General features: G+C 36.4%; 13 protein-coding genes and 1 riboswitch. Of the genes, 2 read left to right on the plus strand and 11 right to left on the minus strand.

The window, feature by feature from the left end; genetic code table 11:
• Window positions 1-21 precede the first annotated feature (21 nt).
• Window positions 22-2,670, minus strand: a complete 2,649-nt coding sequence (gene mgtA, locus AB3I12_RS06605) for a magnesium-translocating P-type ATPase (RefSeq protein WP_010738332.1) — start codon at window positions 2,668-2,670, stop codon at window positions 22-24.
• A gap of 347 nt (window positions 2,671-3,017) precedes the next feature.
• Window positions 3,018-3,192: riboswitch (M-box (ykoK) riboswitch) on the minus strand.
• A 219-nt stretch (window positions 3,193-3,411) separates the two neighbouring features.
• Between mgtA and ndk the strand changes: the two genes are divergently transcribed.
• Window positions 3,412-3,855, plus strand: a complete 444-nt coding sequence (ndk, locus tag AB3I12_RS06610; RefSeq protein WP_010719910.1) for a nucleoside-diphosphate kinase — start codon at window positions 3,412-3,414, stop codon at window positions 3,853-3,855.
• Window positions 3,856-3,968: 113 nt separating this feature from the next.
• Here ndk and AB3I12_RS06615 read toward each other — a convergent pair whose 3' ends face one another.
• Window positions 3,969-4,880 carry a helix-turn-helix domain-containing protein gene (locus tag AB3I12_RS06615; protein WP_010738334.1) on the minus strand — a complete coding sequence of 304 codons (912 nt, stop codon included), beginning with the start codon at window positions 4,878-4,880 and terminating at the stop codon, window positions 3,969-3,971.
• 502 nt (window positions 4,881-5,382) lie between these two features.
• Window positions 5,383-7,458, minus strand: coding sequence for an LTA synthase family protein (locus AB3I12_RS06620; protein ID WP_063626671.1), 2,076 nt, complete (start codon window positions 7,456-7,458; stop codon window positions 5,383-5,385).
• A gap of 117 nt (window positions 7,459-7,575) precedes the next feature.
• Here AB3I12_RS06620 and AB3I12_RS06625 point away from each other — a divergent pair, with 117 nt between their 5' ends.
• Complete coding sequence (locus tag AB3I12_RS06625) at window positions 7,576-7,791, plus strand: hypothetical protein (RefSeq protein ID WP_063626670.1); 216 nt, start codon at window positions 7,576-7,578, stop codon at window positions 7,789-7,791.
• A 63-nt stretch (window positions 7,792-7,854) separates the two neighbouring features.
• Here AB3I12_RS06625 and AB3I12_RS06630 read toward each other — a convergent pair whose 3' ends face one another.
• The 8 genes from AB3I12_RS06630 to AB3I12_RS06665 form a co-directional block, all read right to left on the minus strand.
• The gene (locus AB3I12_RS06630; protein ID WP_010738336.1) at window positions 7,855-8,475 is read right to left on the minus strand and encodes a hypothetical protein; all 621 of its coding nucleotides are present in this window, start codon (window positions 8,473-8,475) and stop codon (window positions 7,855-7,857) included.
• Window positions 8,476-8,880: 405 nt separating this feature from the next.
• Entirely contained in the window at window positions 8,881-10,431 is a 1,551-nt protein-coding gene (locus AB3I12_RS06635) for a bifunctional UDP-sugar hydrolase/5'-nucleotidase (protein WP_063626667.1), read from the minus strand.
• Between the two features lie 356 nt (window positions 10,432-10,787).
• A complete protein-coding gene (locus AB3I12_RS06640) occupies window positions 10,788-12,068 on the minus strand; it encodes an extracellular solute-binding protein (protein WP_063626665.1) in 1,281 nt (426 codons plus the stop codon).
• A 24-nt stretch (window positions 12,069-12,092) separates the two neighbouring features.
• On the minus strand, window positions 12,093-13,391 hold the full coding sequence (locus AB3I12_RS06645) for an MBL fold metallo-hydrolase (RefSeq protein ID WP_063626663.1): 1,299 nt from the start codon (window positions 13,389-13,391) through the stop codon (window positions 12,093-12,095).
• Entirely contained in the window at window positions 13,375-14,193 is an 819-nt protein-coding gene (locus AB3I12_RS06650) for a carbohydrate ABC transporter permease (RefSeq protein ID WP_053765872.1), read from the minus strand. The genes AB3I12_RS06645 and AB3I12_RS06650 overlap by 17 nt, the downstream gene beginning before the upstream one ends.
• Entirely contained in the window at window positions 14,190-15,077 is an 888-nt protein-coding gene (locus AB3I12_RS06655) for a carbohydrate ABC transporter permease (protein WP_063626661.1), read from the minus strand. Before AB3I12_RS06655 ends, AB3I12_RS06650 begins: the two co-directional genes overlap by 4 nt.
• The gene (locus AB3I12_RS06660; RefSeq protein WP_010738341.1) at window positions 15,077-16,153 is read right to left on the minus strand and encodes an ABC transporter ATP-binding protein; all 1,077 of its coding nucleotides are present in this window, start codon (window positions 16,151-16,153) and stop codon (window positions 15,077-15,079) included. The genes AB3I12_RS06655 and AB3I12_RS06660 overlap by 1 nt, the downstream gene beginning before the upstream one ends.
• Before the next feature lie 365 nt (window positions 16,154-16,518).
• The gene (locus AB3I12_RS06665) at window positions 16,519-17,916 is read right to left on the minus strand and encodes a glycoside hydrolase family 1 protein (RefSeq protein ID WP_063626659.1); all 1,398 of its coding nucleotides are present in this window, start codon (window positions 17,914-17,916) and stop codon (window positions 16,519-16,521) included.
• Window positions 17,917-17,958 lie beyond the last annotated feature (42 nt).

Genomic DNA, 17,958 nt, shown 5'->3' on the forward strand with positions numbered 1-17,958 from the left:
ACGGTGTTCATTCATCAACCATTACAATAGTTCGCCGAATTTTTTAATATAGAATTTTTTGACCATTGTCACTAATGTCAAGTAAGCTAAAATCGTTACGACTAACCAAGTCCAGTAAGTTCCTGGTAACGGCATCAAACCTAGTTCTGCACCAAAGCCTGTAAATGGCAGAATCGAACCTACAACGATTCCTAATGTCGTAATCGTAAACATCGCAAATGTCGCATTGCTTTGGATAAATGGAATCTTTGGTGTCCGTAGTGCGTGTAGGACTAATGTTTGTGACCATAATGATTCAACGAACCAACCTGCATGGAACAACGCAATAAATACGATCTTTTGTTGTGCATCTAATGTATGGAAATCTCCACCTACAACTGCTGGACAAATGATAAAGTACATCAATAAGTAGGTAGTGATATCAAAAATCGAACTCGTAGGTCCAAAATACACCATAAATTTCCCAATGCTTGATGCTTCCCATTTTTTAGGCTCATGTAGATATTCTTTATCCATTTTATCCCATGGAAGTGAGATACAAGACACATCGTAAATCAAATTCAAAAAGAGAATTTGCAGTGGCAACATTGGTAAAAATGGTAAGAATGTGCTAGCAACTAAGACGGAGAACATATTCCCAAAGTTTGAACTTGCAGTTGCCTTGATGTATTTCATGATGTTCCCAAATGTTTCTCGACCAGATAAAAGACCTCTTTCTAAAATCGTTAAATCTTTTTCTAGTAAGATCACATCGGCTGATTCTTTTGCGATATCTACTGCTGTATCAACCGAAATACCGATATCCGCTACTTTCATTGCCGGTGCATCATTGATACCATCGCCTAAAAAGCCCACGGTATGGCCATTTTGACGTAAAGCTGTCGTTAAACGAGCCTTTTGTTGAGGATTCAATTTAACAAATACTTCATGATTTTCAGCAACTTGTGCTAATTCGCGATCATCCATTTCTGAAATCTTTTCACCAGTGATCAATTCATTAATTTCCAGACCCACTTGACGACAAACCGAACGAGTGACTAATTCATTATCACCAGTTAAGACTTTGACTGCGACACCATGATCTTTCAATGCTTTTAGTGCTTGTTTCGTCGTTTCTTTTGGAGGATCAAGGAAAGCAAGGTATCCAATCAATACCATATCTGATTCATCTTTCACTGAAAATTCGCCAACTACGCTTGGGTTTGTTTTTTGGGCCACTCCGATTACACGTAGACCATCTTCATTTAAATCTCTCACTTTAGCAAGAACTGATTCTCTTTTTTCATTGGTTAATGGACTAACGATCCCATCAATGTCGATGTAATTAGAGATACTCAACATCTCTTCGATCGCACCTTTGGTAATCATTTGTGTTTTACCTGCGGTGTCCTCTACAACGACACTCATCCGACGACGTTCAAAGTCAAATGGAATTTCATCCACTTTTCGGTAATTGATTTTATCGGTTGCTAATGTTTGTTTGGCTTCATCAATAATTGCTACATCCAACAGATTTTTTAATCCTGTTTGATAGTAACTATTTAAATACGCATGGCGTAAAACACGATCATCTTCTTTACCAGAACAATCCATGTGGTATTCTAAAATGATTTTATCTTGAGTCAATGTCCCAGTTTTATCCGTACATAACACGTCGATCGCACCAAAGTTTTGGATCGCATTCAAATTTTTGATGACTGTTCCTTTTTTCGCCATCACACTAGCGCCTTTAACTAAGTTCGTAGTAACAATCATTGGTAACATTTCAGGTGTAAGACCGACTGCTACAGATAAACCGAATAGAAAAGCTTCCAGCCAATCCCCTTTAGTCAACCCATTGATAACGATAACTGTTGGTGCCATTAAAGCCATGAATTTGATCAATAACATGGATGTTTTATGAATACCAATTTCAAAGCTTGATTTGATCGGTTTTTCAGAGAGCGTTTGAGCCACATGTCCAAATAATGTTTCATTACCAACAGATACAATAATACCTTCAGCACTCCCACTGATAACGTTACTTCCCATAAAAGCCAAATTTTCATAACTAGTTTCACTCAAAGTCTCATCATCGTAAACAATCGCTTGCTTTTCGACAGGGTAACTTTCACCAGTTAAGGCAGCTTGTGAAATAAATAAATCTTTGGCTGACAACAGACGCATATCTGCAGGAATCATATCACCTGCTGATAATCGAACAAGGTCTCCACAAACGATTTCTTCCATTGGAATCTCAGTATAATCACCGTTACGTTTAACTGCTGCGGTTACTTTTACCAATGATTTTAATTTTTCTGCGGCTTGGTTAGAGCGAACAGATTGAACCAACGTCATCGTTCCACTGACGATGACCATCGTAAAGATGATAATCACTCCAAATAAATCTTTATCCCCAGGAGCGGCTAACACGTATTCTGTGATAAATGAAATCACTCCGAGTGCAATCAATACCAAGGTGAATGGTGTAATATAAGCTTTTAAAGCTTCTACAATAAAGGGTGTTTTCTTCCCATAAGAGATTGAATTTTCACCATATTTTTCTCTTGATTCTTCAATTTGTTCGTCTTTCATTCCTTGATCAGTCGAATGAAAGAAGTTCAATAATTCTTGTTTTGTCTTTCCTGCAAATGCAGCATACATTTTTTGTGTATCTCTCTTTTTTTCCATCTCATTTTTCTCCTTAGACCCAGTAAATATAAGCAATACTTATTTAAGCTGGGTTATTTTTAGTTAGTTGAGTAATGGAGAAAATGCTGTATTTAAAGGGGCTGAAAACAGATAGATAATAGCCTCAGCCAGCAATTTCTCTCGCATTATTTTCTTCGCAGGACTGTCATCCATTTGTTCTCATCTCCTTTAACTTGATAAAATTGTTCTTGTTTCTCTTTCGTTTTAAAAGCATCAACTTCCCAACGAAACCACCTCCATTTTTTGTTTGTTAGGATTGTTTCAACACAAAAAGACCTTTCATCAAAAATTCAGCGAAAGGTCGAAAAAGCACATAAAAAAAAGCTTCTTTGATCTCATCGTTGAGTTTTGACACTGTACAACGTAAAAAGCAATTCCTTGCTTTTAGCTACCTTATGAAAAGCCTTGTCTCGACAATTCCTGTTCTACCCATTGGCGTCTCTCGACGTTTTTGGGCAGTAGCCTGTGTTTGTATAGGAGCCTCACCTAACAAATCCTATTTAGTTTTCCTTCGTAAATATAACAACTTATGCACCGATTGTCAAACTTATTTTTTGCTTTTTCCAAACATTTATGGTAAATAAATTGTTTTTGATTGATGGGATTAGAAAATTCTTATTGAATTTAATAGCCCGCATGTTGATCAGCTTTTTCACTTTGATTGTGGGTTTACTCAGACACCAGTATAATAAAGGTATAACAAAAAAAGGGGTGTATCAGATGGAACGTACATTGGTCATTATCAAACCGGATGGTGTCAGACGTCATTTAATTGGGCGGATCATCCAACGATTTGAAGAAAAAGGATTAGCAATTACTGAAATGAAGTTTGCAACAATGACAAAAGAACTCGCACAAGAGCATTATCATCACTTAAGTGGTCGGAGCTTTTTCGATGAATTGATTGATTATATGACCTCGGGACCAGTAGTCTATCTTGTTTTAGCTGGAGAGGATGTCATCGATATCGTCCGTAAGATGGTCGGTGCAACTAAAGCTGTAGATGCTGTTCCTGGAACGATTCGTGGAGATTATGCCTTACCTGGAACTGAAAATATCATTCATGCATCTGATTCAAGAGATGCTGCAACCAATGAAATCAATCGTTTTTTCCCATTATTCGATACAAAAAAGCAAAAATCTGAGATCGTTCATCCTGAATGACCAAACAGATTTGCTCTTACTGATAGTTGAGTGAAAGAGCAGAAAAGTACCTGACAGTTCGTTTAGTCAATGATTGTTGCAAGGTCTTTTCTACTCTTATTCACTTGTCTTACTTATTCTTGTTCTATTTTTGCAATCTGTTCAAACAACATCATTTTTTTCTCTTCTTCTTTTATCACTTCCAAGAGTTTCTCTTCAAGACGTTTGCGCTCTTTCTTGCCTAGGGTATATTCGATGACCGTAAAAAAAGTATTCAACTCTTTTGAAAGTGGTTCACCTAAGGCTTGTGCAATTAGCTTTCTGTAGTATTCTGTCATCAAACTTTCATAAATGATTGTTGATTTTTCTTTGTGTGCCAAACTGCGAGACATATCGAGGTTGATACTACGCGCTTTTTTGAAACGTTTTTTATCGATATAATAAAGCGTGAGATTCATTAAAAATGTAAATAAATAGTCTTCATTCAAAGAATCGGTCATTTGTCGCATTCTTTTTTTGATTTTCAAGTAATGATTGTCTAGAAATGAATCACTGAAAATATAGGGATACTTGGAAAGAATATCTAACTCAAAATGACCATATTCCCTGATTTTCATAAAGTATTCTTCAATCGTACGACACTCATATCCTAGAAATTCTAATTGCAACTCCATTTTTCCATTCGTCTGCCAAAACATCTGTAGATTTAACATTAAATAGTATAAATCAGCTGTTTTTTTATATTGCTTTCGGTTGTTGGCAATTTCCTTATAAGGATCAAAGTTCTCTTCTTGGATTTTATTTAAAAGATGCCGACTTTTCTTCGTTTTTTTGGGTTCTTCAAGCTGATTACGTAACCATTCATATTCGGCCAAAGAAATATTTAAGCGTTCCAAGAAGGCTTTTAGTGTACAAAAAGAGATCTTCTTTACGGTATGATTTTCGATTCCTACTAGAGATGTTTTAGAACAGATTCCCTTTGCTAACTGTGTTTGTGTCAACTTTCGATTCACTCGAAGTTGCTTGATTAATTCTCCATCATACATAATTGATCGTTACCAAAACCAATAACTGAGTGAGTGCCATGTACGAAACAGTTGATCTTTCATCCTTCTTGTAACACTTCTACAACACGTATCACATGACCGTTTGTATGATAAGAAATGTTTAGCCAAAGTGTTGAAAAATAAATTAGCTGCTTGGATCTGTGCTTCTATATGTACATGTTCGTTCATTGCCAGTTGTTGTTTTGATTAAACGTTTCCCCTCCTTGTTGTTTCTGATTTTTATTCTTCGGTCAACCTATAGCTGACAAGTTTATCCTGTTTTCCTTTTCTATTTTTATTTGATTCAACTGAATTCAGCCATCATTTTTTACACCTATCCAAATTTCCTCGGATTTTTCACTTCCAAAAGAATCGCTGTAAAAAATTTGTTTCCTTCACTAATTACATACGCTAAAATAAAAAAGTTTACGAATTATATAAAAAAAACTTCCAAAAAAGTGAAAACAAATCGACTTTTTTGGAAGTTTTATCAACTATTCATTTAATTATTCTCATCTGTTTCTGCAGGGTAAAGGTTAGTCGTTGTTTTATTTCCATTTTTAGAATAAACACTCGTGGACTTGCTTCCTTTTTGTTTTTCAATGGTTTCATTTTTCTCTGCATCATTTTTATAATCATACTTTTTAGGATCAATCGTTTTAAAGTTATCTGGTACATAGAAACGTAATAGATTCTCTTGATTCAACTTATCAGATAAACTTAAAGCCGTTTTGACTTGATTCTGATCTTTTTCCACTTCTTTTTGGATACCAGCTTTTTTAGGATCAATGATTTCCCCTGTTTGGTTATCATAAGTTTTTCCATCTAAAACGGTATATTTAGGTGTCACAAAATTACCATTTCTAAAGGCAACCAACTGATCATGCTGTGGTGAAAGCAAATCTGTACCAAAATGGATATAGTCTTTATCATTGATTCCTACTAAGTGTAACAGGGTAGGTAACACATCAATTTCGCCACCATATTCATGATTGATCTCACCTTTTTTATAACCTGGAATGTGGAACATCAATGGCACTCGCTGCATTTGAGCATTATCAAAATCATCCCAAGTAGTAGGGTCTTTTCCTAAGGCTTTCGCCAAGTCTTTATTATCCGTATTGGATATTCCAAAATGATCTCCGTAGATGACAAACATCGAATTTTGATAGATACCGGATTTTTTCAAATACGTAAAGAATTGTTCCAACGATTGATCTAAATAATGAGCTGTCCGGACGTAATCATCTACTCTGCTATTGCCAGTCTTCAATGATGGGAAATTAAAATGTTTATCGTCTGTATAGTATGGCGTATGATTAGTTACCGAAAGAAACTTAGTATAGAACGGTTGTTGTAAATGTTCCAAATATTTAGCTGATTCTCTGAATAAGTCCTTATCTAAAATACCATATCCCAACGTTTCATCTGAACTATTGAAATAAGAACGATCAAAGAAGTTGTCATAGCCTAAATTTTTATACACATGATCTCGGTTCCAGAAGCTCCCGACATTCCCATGGAAAACCGCGCTCGTATAGCCTTGCTGTTGCGCCAAGATTGCTGGAGCAGCTTGGAACGTGTTATCTGAACCTAGCTCGGTAAACAAAGAACCTTGTGGTAAACCAAAAGTTCCCGTCTCTAACATATTTTCTGCATCACTTGTTTTTCCTTGTCCAACTTCATGGAAGAAATTGTCAAAGCTGATCGTTGATTGATTCTTATAGATACTATTTAAGAATGGCGTTACTTCTTGACCATCTACCTTCATATTGATTAGAAATTGTTGGAAGCTTTCTAAATGCAGGACAATGATGTTTTTCCCTTTAGCCACGCCAAATGTTGCTGGATTAGGAGCAGCATAATGATTTTCGGTGTATTTTCTCACTTCTTCCACACCATTACTACTTGCATGCGCACGAACACTACTTGTCATCCCTGTTTTGATAGCATCGTAAATAGTATAGGCATCGATTCCCAAATATTTGACGATGTAAGAACGGTCAAACGTCCGTTGCAACAATTGGGGACGATTTGCTTCACTAAGCGCTAAATTTCCTGAAAAAATCAACGCTGACAGACAAGTAACTGCGATCGCCACTGGTTTAGAGACTGCAGGACTTTTTACTGGTATTTTTTTAACAAACATCCAGATGATGAGTCCTACAAATACTAATATATCCAACCAATACAAAATGTCATGAGGTCTCATTAATGCAAAGGAACTTCCTGATAAACCTTGTGAAACTTTAGAAAAGCCTAGAATAGACTTTACGGTCACGAAATCTGTAAATTCTCGATAAAAAATAATATTCAAATAAAGCAAAAGCGTATTTAAAATATCAATGATTAAAAGAACAATCAATGCGGGTTTCAATTTTTTTATATATAATGCTAAACCAAAAAACAACAATGTCGTTGCAATTGGATTAATCCACAGAATAAAGTATTGGATGCTGCCTTCAACGCCCAATGAAAAATCAACGTAATAGGCAAAGATCGTTTTCAGCCAAAAGAAAAAACTAGCTGTCAAAACAATCAGCAAACGATTTTGGCACAATTTTTTCAAATGTGTCACAAGTATCACTTCTCTCTTTTATTTTTTTTTATTCTGCTCCTAAAAAATGAAAATTTCCTAAAAAAAGGGTTATTTTAAGATTTTTTTTAGAAATGAAGGGAGCAATTATGGATATCTATGCCAAAAAAAAGAACCCCTCAGACTAAATATGTCCATCCTGAGGAGTTTTTGTTAGCTGTTTTTGTTTTGGTCAACCTGAACTACAATAGTTCTAGTTATCGAATGAAGCAAGAACAATCAGTCAAATATTCAGCAGAAAACAGTAACTTAGTAAAAACAAATGAACTTTCATCATTTCAAATGAATGACTATCATGCACCTCTCAGTACTTGAGCTGGAAAAGACGGGCTGTCTCATCTATTTCCCAGTTTGCGTACTCTTACTAAAATACTCGTGTTACTTTGCCTTCTGTTGCTGACTTGCTTTGCTGTTTTTTGTGCTATTTTTAGTTGTACGACTCGATTGTGTCTTGGACTTACTTTGGGTCGTACTTTGAATTGTTTCCGAACGTTCAGAAGAACTTTCCTGAGTCGTATCAGAATTTTCTTTGACTTCTTTATTCATCTTTATCCAATCTTTCAGACGGGTACTAACAACCTCACGATTCACCTTATCTGAATAGCTGGTTATTACTTTTCCGTTCTTTAATCGAGCTAGTTTTTCTCCGTCATTGGTTAAAAGTAAGACGGTCAAATGTTTATCGTTGAATTGATATTGTCTTAACGAAATAGCACTTAAGACATCATCAATATTGATAAACTGATTACTTTCCTTGTCTTTTGGCAAATAAAGCTCTAATTCTCCCTTATCATAGTTGGCTACTATCTTGTAATCCTTCCACCAATAAGTAGAAAATTCCTTTTTAAATTTATCTACTGATTCTTTACTTGCAATGATTTTTTCTGTTTCTAGTTGAGCGATATCTGCTGTCATTTTTCCTGAAACTGCGGCTGATAAAAAAAGCAGTAAGAAAAAACCAACTAACCAAAAGAGAAGAAAAGGACGTTTTTTTCTCATACCTTTCTCCACTCCCATTCAAATTTGCCTATTCCATTATATACAAAAAATGAAGAGTAAAGACAAAAAAGTAAAAAAAGATATTAAATAACGAAAATTTTTTTATAAATAACCCATACTGATGGATCGTTTTATAAAAAAGGTTGTAACTAAATTTATAGTAAAGCAAATTTAGAACGTTTCTAAGATCATACTTTCACCAAAAAAACGTTATAAGTACATTGAAAATAACCTGAAACTTACAACACTTGAGACTGTTAATCATTTACAACAATTACCTTTTGGATTAGTTTTGATAAACAATTTTGTTAATTGCATGCTTCGATTTATTTACCTTCGTTTTGGCTTGCTCTTTTCTTGAATAGACTTGAATAGACAGATTTCACTAATTTCTGTCCCCCTTGTTTACTTGATTACCCGAAAGTTATGATTCACTTCAGCATGAATTTGTTGATGTTTTCTTAAATAATCAGCAATCAGTTCAGTCATATCGATTTGGATTTCACGAATGATTTTATCGGCAGAGAACATGTGATAATTCCCACCACCGACCGCTCTGTACTGATTCATGACTACTTCCAGCTCTTCCTCAGGATGGATCGGTTTGCCTGCTCTGGCTAATTTAGTGATCCTTTGCCCTACTGGTTGACGTAAATCGATCTCATAATCAATGCCCTCATACATGTCATAATTATAATACTGTGGTTTAGGTTCAATGAACGCAGGATTAAATACGATCTCGCCTGATTCTATTGCCAAGAAGTTTGCTGTTTGTTCTAAGGCATCTCTTAGATCCTGTCCTGTAATTTTAAGAACTGCTAAAGTATTAGGATAAATATAATTGGTAATAATTTCTCTCATTGTAATAGTTTCATTGAATCCTTGACCTTCATTGTTGAACAGAGCCGTTCCAGAAATCGATACTCCGCTGGCAGCCATTTGCACCTGATTAATAAACTCAATATAAGGATGTTCCACGATTCGTGCTTGCATCGGATCAGTGATTTTCATGTCTCCTTGTACCTCTCCCACTGGTTGATCAAGCCATGTTTGCAATTCATTTTCTGTTTTTTGAACAAGTGAAAGAATATCTTCATCTGCCTCGTCAGTTACTAAGGAAATCAGTTCTGCTTTTCCGTCCGAAACACGATAGCCATTAACTGTTCTTTCCAAGGATAATTCGATTTTACCTAAAAATTCGCCACGATAGCCCGGTTGGATAATCGGCACACCATTTACCTTCGCAGCAATCACTCGATGTTGGTGCCCAGTAATCAACGCATCCATCCCAGCTACTTCTTGGAGTAGTTGGAAGCCTTCATTTTCGCCAGTCAATGCTTCGGTGGGTTCGCCAGTCTCTAAATCTTTCTCGAATCCACCATGATAAGCTACAACCACTACATCTGCTAATTCTCTAAGTTTAGGTACATACTGTTTCGCTGCTTCAACTGCAGAAACAAATTGTAGGTCTTTAATTGTTTCAGGTTGTTCCCAATGGGGGATATATTGCGTGGTCAACCCTAAAATCGCCACTTTGATCCCTTGTTTTTCAATCATCACATAGGGCTGTCCAAAATAAGGATCGCCTTTGCTCGTTAAAATATTAGCAGATAATACAGGATGCTGATAACTAGCGATAGCTTGTTCTAAGTAAGATAAGCCATAATTAAATTCATGATTTCCTAATATACTAGCGTCCACATCCATTTCATTTAAGACATTCGTTAATTCTGAGACGTGGTGATCTTGTTGTTTTGCTAAGTAGTAACTAAAAGGTGACCCCTGAATGAAGTCACCGTTATCAATGACATAAAGAGGGTCTGGGCTAGCTTCTCTGATTTGTTTGATCCTACTAGCAATTTTTGCATAGCCATAAGGTTGTTCTTGATCCGTCGCATAGTTCGTTGGATAGATATATCCATGGACGTCACTAGTTGCTAACAATGTTATTTTCATACTTGTCTCCCATTTCATGCGACTGAACCAAAACTTGCCTCAGTCTCTTTTAGTCTCTCTAAAAACGAATAAACGGCGTTCAAGAAGCAACTCCTCAACAATAAGCGATGATTTTCTAAAATATGAGGAGCTATTTTAAAAAATTCTCTCTTATTCGCTCGGAGTTGAACGCTTCTCTCACAGCCTCTTGTTCACAGCGAGACAAAAGCAGCATCTTCGAAAAATAAGCCGAAATTGACCCAAAATTTGAGAAGAAAATTTCGGAAACTCCTTCTTATTTCTTGATGTTAAACACTTTTGTCACAACCGCCTAAAGCAAACAAGCTAACGTTCTTAACGTTCTTTCGTTCGATTGTTTATTGATTCCAAGCATCTTCCAATTGAGGAACGGAATCTTTTATCAGTTTCTTCGTATCTTGATTCGTATTCGATAAAATGTTTTCCATGATCGAACGTACCTCATTATAAGCAGGATCTGCGTTTTCAATCACAGGGATCGAGAATAGATCAGAAGTAGCTGCTTCTAAATATTGTGGTACTTTTGTTTCTGTAGAATTCTTGTATTCATCACTTTCAAGAACCGATTCAACGATTGGCATATAACCAGTCATATTTGCCCAATACAGTTGGTTTTCCGGTTGCGCTAAAAATTTCATATATTCAAAAGCAGCTGTGCGTTTTTCAGCACTGGCACTACTGAACATATAGATATCCGTTCCTTGTTGCAAATTGATTTTTTCAGGACGTGGCGCAACGCCATACTCAAATTTTCCTTCAGTATCTTTTTTCACATAACCTTCTCCAGCAATCGAGCCAACAAACATTGCCACTTGTTCATTTGCAAAAGGACCTGACAAGTACTTATCCGATCCAGCAATTCGGAAATAACCATCTTTGACGCCCTCAGCATAGTAATCGATCACTTTTTGTGATTCTTTCCCATCTAAAGCTAAGTCTTTGTCAAAATCAACACCTTGATTTTTCATACCGATCGCATAGTAGTTATTCAATGAATCAAACCCAGCACCCACCACTTGCCCATCTGATTTTTCATAGATCGTTTTTGAAGCTTCTTTTAATTCTGCTAGTGTCGTCGGCACTTCAACGTTATATTGTTTTAATAGATCTGCATTGTAGAAAAGCATTTCCGTTGATTTGTTAAAAGGGATACCATATTGCTTGTCATCAATTTTAGCACCTTCTAATAATGAATCACGGATTTCTTCCTGATCCTTCCAGCCAATCGTATCATTTTCGATATAAGGGTTTAAATCAACCAACATCTCATCTTGAGCGGCATTCCATAGCCATCCTGGATAAGCTTGAGTGATTGTCGGCAGATCCTTAGGTGAAGGTAATGTCGAATTGATTTTTGCTTGAAGATCCGAATATTGCGATTGATTTTGCAACTCTACCTTGATATTAGGATTTTCTTTCATGAAGTCATCTGTAAGTTTCGTTAATGCTTCTTCTTGCGCACCATTCATCGCATGCCAAAAATTGATCGTTGTCTTTTCATTGATTTCTGTTACGATATCCTCACTTGAACTATCTACCTTTTCATTCTTTCCACAAGCACTTAACGCAAATACTGCTGCTGCAGCCACAAACACAGAAGCCCATTTTTTCATTTTCATCTTCTTTTTACTCTCCCTTTTCTCTTATAAAATAATTTGTTCGCCACGTTTTGGCAAAATTCTTTCTCCATAAGGATTGACTAATTTCTCGGGTTTTAACGTATGGATCGGCACTAACACTTTTGGTTGTATCTTGTCGATGATTTCAGCTAAATCAGCTGGAAATGCGTGTCCAGACAGCGATAATCGAACAAATTCAACTTGCTTTTCAGCTAAAATCTTTAAAAAGACAGCATATTGTGGATCAAAATCTCCCAATGGTTGGGCATCACTATGAATGTATAAACCTCCTCCTTGCAAGTTTTCTATATTATCAACGACTTGCCAAACAAAAGTTGTTTCATCGTTGCGTAAAACTTCGTAGGGATATTCTAATTCTGACTGAAGAATCGGAATGACTGGACTATCCGTTAAATAGTAATAGGGCACATCCATTCCTAGAACTTCTTTCATTAATGCAGCCATATTCGCTTCTAAAACCATCGTTCGCGGGGATTGTTTCACCAGCATTTCAAAGCGTTTAAGGTTTGCTGGGTACCCATTGAAAGTAATTTGACGATTAGGATATTGATCGACCAGTTCACAAAAGCGCTGAACTAGCTCTTCTTCCGTAGCAATTGGCGTTTGTTCGCTTATTTCTCGGTCAGGAAAACTGATGCTGACGCCTTCCATCATCAATAAGTCAGTCTGAAATGATTTTTGACTAAACGTTTCTGTCATTTGCCGGTCATATCCATGAAGACGCAAGTCACCAGTGTAAGTCAAGAATCGGTCAGGCGTTTTGATTAGTAAAGCAGCTGCACCATACGCATCATGATCGACTGGTAGAATCTCCACACTGATTTCTCCGATCTGGACAGTTTCATAAGGAGATAATCCATTCATTTCACGTATAAACCCTTCTTTTTCAAAAGGAGAAGGAATCAAGAAATCGTTGTTTCGATGAAGGGAATGTAAGATTTGCTTCGTTTCATTTAAAGTGTATAAAGGAATTGCTGGATCAAGATAATTGATCATTTTTGAATGATCTAAATGAGCGTGAGATAAGAAAACGGCTGTATGCTGATACGGCTCTCTTTCTCCTGCTTGTATGTGCTGTACTTGATCAAACAGCCTTGGATCATATAATCCATTCAAGTCAGGAATCAATCGATGTTCAAGCAATGTATTTAAAGATTCATCAGCTAAGTCTAATTCTGGACGGTACTCTGTGCCAAAATCAAAAAAGATGTGTGAATCGTGGTAGGCAACTTCAATGATCGTTCCACCGATCGTTAAGATTCCGCTATGGAAAGTAATCACTGTTTTATCCTTTGATTCCATTTTTCGCCACTCCTCGTATAATTTCTTTTCTAAAAATCAAATAAATAATCAAAATCGGGATAACTGTTAACGTCGCCGCCGCCATTTGTAAATGAACATCACTCCCACTTTCAGAGGTAAAAGCAGCTAAACCATTATTTAACAGGCGGAATTTTTTCTCGTTCGTCACAAGCAGTGGCCATAAAAATGAATTCCAACTTGAAATAAACGTCAAGATACCCACCGTGACTAATGCTGGTTTAGACATCGGCACTAAAATTTTCCAAATATACTCTAGATCACTGGCACCATCGATTTTAGCTGCTTTATAAAAGGTACTGGAAATACTCTTTAAATACCCGTTCAAATAATAAATATAAAAAATACTGGTCAAGAAAGGAATGATCAATGCACTATAGCTGTTTAGTAATCCCATTCGTGAAATCGTATTGTAATTCGTAAAAATAATGGACTCATAAGGAACCATTAGTAATGAGATCATGATCCCGATAATCAATTTTTTAAAACGAAATTCCAGACTTGTTAACGCAAAAGCCGCTAAAACAGATGTGATGACTGTAGCAATCGTAGTTACTAACGAAACAAAGACGGTATTGAAGAAATAACGTAAAAATGGCGCTTTTTCAAATACCTCCGTATAATTTCCCCATTGAAATGATGTTGGCAGTATGGTTGGCGGAATACTCGTTGCCTCACTATATGTCATCAACCCAGCTAAAATCATATAAATAAATGGAAAAATCGTTACGATCCCTAAAATTCCGATAAATAGCAATGAGAGTCCTGTAACAACTTTTTTCATCCTCTTCTCCCTACTTTCTTCAACAATTTATTTTGAATAAATGTGATCAGTAAAATGACGAGGAACAAAATGACCGTCGCCGCCATAGCGATCCCTGGTCGACCAGCGATGTGGAATTTATCGTAAATATAAAAGACCGCTGTCGTAGCACTTTTGGCGATCCCTGGCTGCCCACCAAACAAAGCATAGACTTGAGTATAGACTTTAAACGCTCCGATGATATTGACAGTCAACAAGAAGGTGATCGTTGGGATCAATTGAGGAAACGTGATCCGACTAAAAATCTCCCAAGCATCTGCTCCAAACATTCGAGCAATTTTATAATGCTCTTCGTCAATATTTCTTAAACCAGCCAATAAGATAATGATATTGAATGCGAGACTGGTCCAAACCCCAAAGATGATCAACGTTGTCATACTCATCGAAACATTATCTAACCAATTGATTGATTCAAATCCTAAAAAATTCAGCAAATAATTAATGAGCCCATAGGACCCGTTGAAAAAATAGCGAAAGACGATCCCGATAGCAATCGTACTTGTCACATAAGGCATGAAAAAAATCGTTTCAAAAAAAGTCTTATGTTTCACTTTTTCAAAGATCACCCAAGCGATTCCCAGTGAAAGGAGCAATGAAATAGGAACAACTGAAAAAGCAAACAATGCGGTGTTTCTTAATGCTTTGATAAAGACTGGGTCTGACAACACACGCTGATAATTCTCAATTCCTGCAAATTGTTGATTGATTAAGGAGCCTTTTTGAAAGCTCATCGCTAGTGAACGGAACAACGGATAGATACTGAACAAAACAATAATGACCAATGATGGCAGTAAGAAGAACCAAGCTTTCGGTTGATTTTCTGGATCATATGCTTTTTTGAACATTAGTACACCCGCTCCCCTTCTTCATCGAAAAGAAACATTTTATGGTACTGGAAATCAAAAGAGAGTACCGTATCTTCCTCGATGAGTTTTTCAATACTAACGATCGATTTCAGACGTTTCGCAGCGAGCGAAAAATTCAAAATCTGTTCACGTCCGATCAATTCAACTCCAGAAACTTGTACTTCGAACAATCCGTTAGTCGTTGGAAAAACGTCTTCTGGTCGAATCCCTAAGATATATTTTCCATCCACTAATGGTTTTCTTAATTGAGCGGATTCCAGTTTCGTCAGAGGAATTTGAAAATCCGTATGGCTGATTTTCCCTTCACGAACATTGACCTCGACCGGTAACGTATTGATGATCGGGTTACCGATAAAATTGGCAACAAACAGGTTAGCCGGGTCTAAGTATAAATTCTGCGGAATATCATTTTGTTGAATCACACCTTCATTCAGTAAAATGATTTTGTCACTAATCGAAAGTGCTTCTTCTTGATCATGCGTCACAAAAATCGTAGTGATTCCAACTTCTTTTACCAAACGACGAATTTCTTCTCGTATCTTTAATCGCAAGCGTGCATCCAAATTACTTAAGGGCTCGTCTAATAATAAAACTTCTGGTTTCTGGACTAAGGCTCGTGTAATAGCCACACGTTGTTGTTGTCCACCTGATAAAGTCCCTGGTTTTTTATCTTGGAGTTCTTCGATATTCGTTAGTTTCATATATTCCTGTGATATTTTTTTAGCTTCCGCTTTTTTGATTTTGTTTTCGCCAACCGTCAATGGAAACATAATATTCTCAACCACAGTCATATGCGGGTATAAAGCATAATTTTGAAATACAAAACCAATATTCCGATCTTTCGGTTCCGTTCGTACCACCGACTCTCCACTAAAACGAATGTCCCCATGACTAGGGCTTAATAACCCCGCAATCAAATTCAAAATCGTTGATTTTCCACAACCACTAGGGCCAAGCAAACAAACCAAATCCCCTTTTTCGATTTGAAAATCAACAGACTTCAGTGCTTCAAACCCATTATCGAATACTTTCTTCAGATTGATAACCTCAATCATTTTTCATAGCCCCTCACGTAATAAAATTTCTTTTTACAGGTGTTAATAATTTCTACCTTATAATCAATGCTAACGCTTCTATGTGTAGATTGATTTAATTCTGTGTAAATATCTTGAAAAGAAAACCATCTGCTCACACTTCCTCCAAAAAAGATAACGTTCGTATTTTAATCATATAGAAACGGTTACAATTGATAAAAAATAAAAAAATCACTTAAAAAGCATACTTACTTTATAAAGATATCAAATAACATTCTTTATTTATATACATTCAAAAGCGTTTTCATTGTATTCTAATTTTTCAAACAAACAAAAATATTCCTCTTGACCGTTTATTAAACGGATCAAGAGGAACGTTGACTTTTTTATATTGTAAATTGGTTGGTATCAGATAGTTTTTTAAACCAGTGACCAGATTTTTTGATCGTCCGTTTACCATCATTCGCTAAATCAACGGAAATAAATCCATAACGATTTTTGTAAGCATTGGTCCACGACCAGTTATCCATACACGTCCACATATGATACCCCAAGCAATTAGCACCTTCTTCGATTGCTTGGTGAACATATTTTAGATGTTCTTGGACAAATTCAATGCGATAATCATCGTGGATCATCCCATCTTCTTCGATAAAACGTGCTTCATTTTCAACACCCATACCGTTTTCAGAAATGAAACAGTCAATATTACCATAATGGTCTCGAACATTGATTAAGATATCATAAATTCCCTTTTCATAAATTTCCCAACCACGATAAGGATTCATTTTACGATTTGGCATTTCATAATTATCAAAATAATCTTCTGGCATTGGTCCATTTTCATGATCAATCGGTGTTTCTTTCGCTTTGACTCTTCTTGGTTGGTAATAATTGATCCCTAATAAGTCAATGGTATTTTCTTTAATGATCGCTAAGTCATCTTCTTGCATCGCTGGTACCATGTCTAATTCTTTCACAATGGCGATCAATTCTGGTGGGAACTCACCTTTAACTGCTGGATCAAGAAACGAACGATTAAAAAAGGCATCAGCTAATTTAGCTGCTTTGACATCTTCTGGGTTGTTTTCATCCCGAGGATAGCTTGGTGTTAGATTCAAAATGATTCCGATTGAGCCATCTAATGCCATGGAATGATACGCTTTGACGGCTAATGCAGAAGCCAGCGCTTCATGATAGCCTACTTGGATCGCCTTTTTCATATCGGACTCTTCCGGGTAATGCCAACGGTAAAGATACCCAGCTTCAACTGGCACGATTGGTTCATTATGGGTAAACCATTTTTTGATTTTCGTCCCAAATAATTCAAAACAAATCTTAGCATACCTTTCATACGCTTCAACCGTTTCCCGATTAAGCCATCCGCCTTTTTCTTGCAAAGGCATCGGCATATCAAAATGATATAAATTCACAAATGGTTCAATGCCATTAGCGATCAATTCATCGAAATACGCATGGTAAAAATCAACAGCTTGTTGATTCACTTCGCCAGTCCCTTCAGGAATCAGGCGACTCCATTGGATCGAAGTACGAAAACTATTGTGTCCAGTTTGTTTCATTAATTGAACGTCTTCTTTATACTTCGTGTACACTTGTGATGTCTTTTCAGGACCTACTTGATCAAAGAACTTTTCTGGTTCTTGGCTAAACCAATAATCAAAAATATTCTCTCCTTTACCATCGCCAGCAATACGACCTTCTGTTTGTGGGCCACTTGCGGCTGATCCCCACCAAAAATTACTTGGAAATTGATAATTTGTCATCCACTCACACCTTCTATTAAAGAGTTCAGTTTATTTGCTAAA

Source organism: Enterococcus sp. C65, from assembly GCF_040887165.1.
GTDB lineage: Bacteria > Bacillota > Bacilli > Lactobacillales > Enterococcaceae > Enterococcus_B > Enterococcus_B hirae.

Coding starts and splice junctions, on each gene's coding strand:
- AB3I12_RS06625 (WP_063626670.1), top strand. CDS start 7,576: ATGCCAAAAAAAAGAACCCCTCAGACTAAATATGTCCATCCTGAGGAG.
- AB3I12_RS06660 (WP_010738341.1), bottom strand. CDS start 16,153: ATGATTGAGGTTATCAATCTGAAGAAAGTATTCGATAATGGGTTTGAA.
- AB3I12_RS06640 (WP_063626665.1), bottom strand. CDS start 12,068: ATGAAAATGAAAAAATGGGCTTCTGTGTTTGTGGCTGCAGCAGCAGTA.
- mgtA (WP_010738332.1), bottom strand. CDS start 2,670: ATGGAAAAAAAGAGAGATACACAAAAAATGTATGCTGCATTTGCAGGA.
- AB3I12_RS06665 (WP_063626659.1), bottom strand. CDS start 17,916: ATGACAAATTATCAATTTCCAAGTAATTTTTGGTGGGGATCAGCCGCA.
- AB3I12_RS06645 (WP_063626663.1), bottom strand. CDS start 13,391: ATGGAATCAAAGGATAAAACAGTGATTACTTTCCATAGCGGAATCTTA.
- AB3I12_RS06615 (WP_010738334.1), bottom strand. CDS start 4,880: ATGTATGATGGAGAATTAATCAAGCAACTTCGAGTGAATCGAAAGTTG.
- AB3I12_RS06655 (WP_063626661.1), bottom strand. CDS start 15,077: ATGTTCAAAAAAGCATATGATCCAGAAAATCAACCGAAAGCTTGGTTC.
- ndk (WP_010719910.1), top strand. CDS start 3,412: ATGGAACGTACATTGGTCATTATCAAACCGGATGGTGTCAGACGTCAT.
- AB3I12_RS06635 (WP_063626667.1), bottom strand. CDS start 10,431: ATGAAAATAACATTGTTAGCAACTAGTGACGTCCATGGATATATCTAT.
- AB3I12_RS06630 (WP_010738336.1), bottom strand. CDS start 8,475: ATGAGAAAAAAACGTCCTTTTCTTCTCTTTTGGTTAGTTGGTTTTTTC.
- AB3I12_RS06650 (WP_053765872.1), bottom strand. CDS start 14,193: ATGAAAAAAGTTGTTACAGGACTCTCATTGCTATTTATCGGAATTTTA.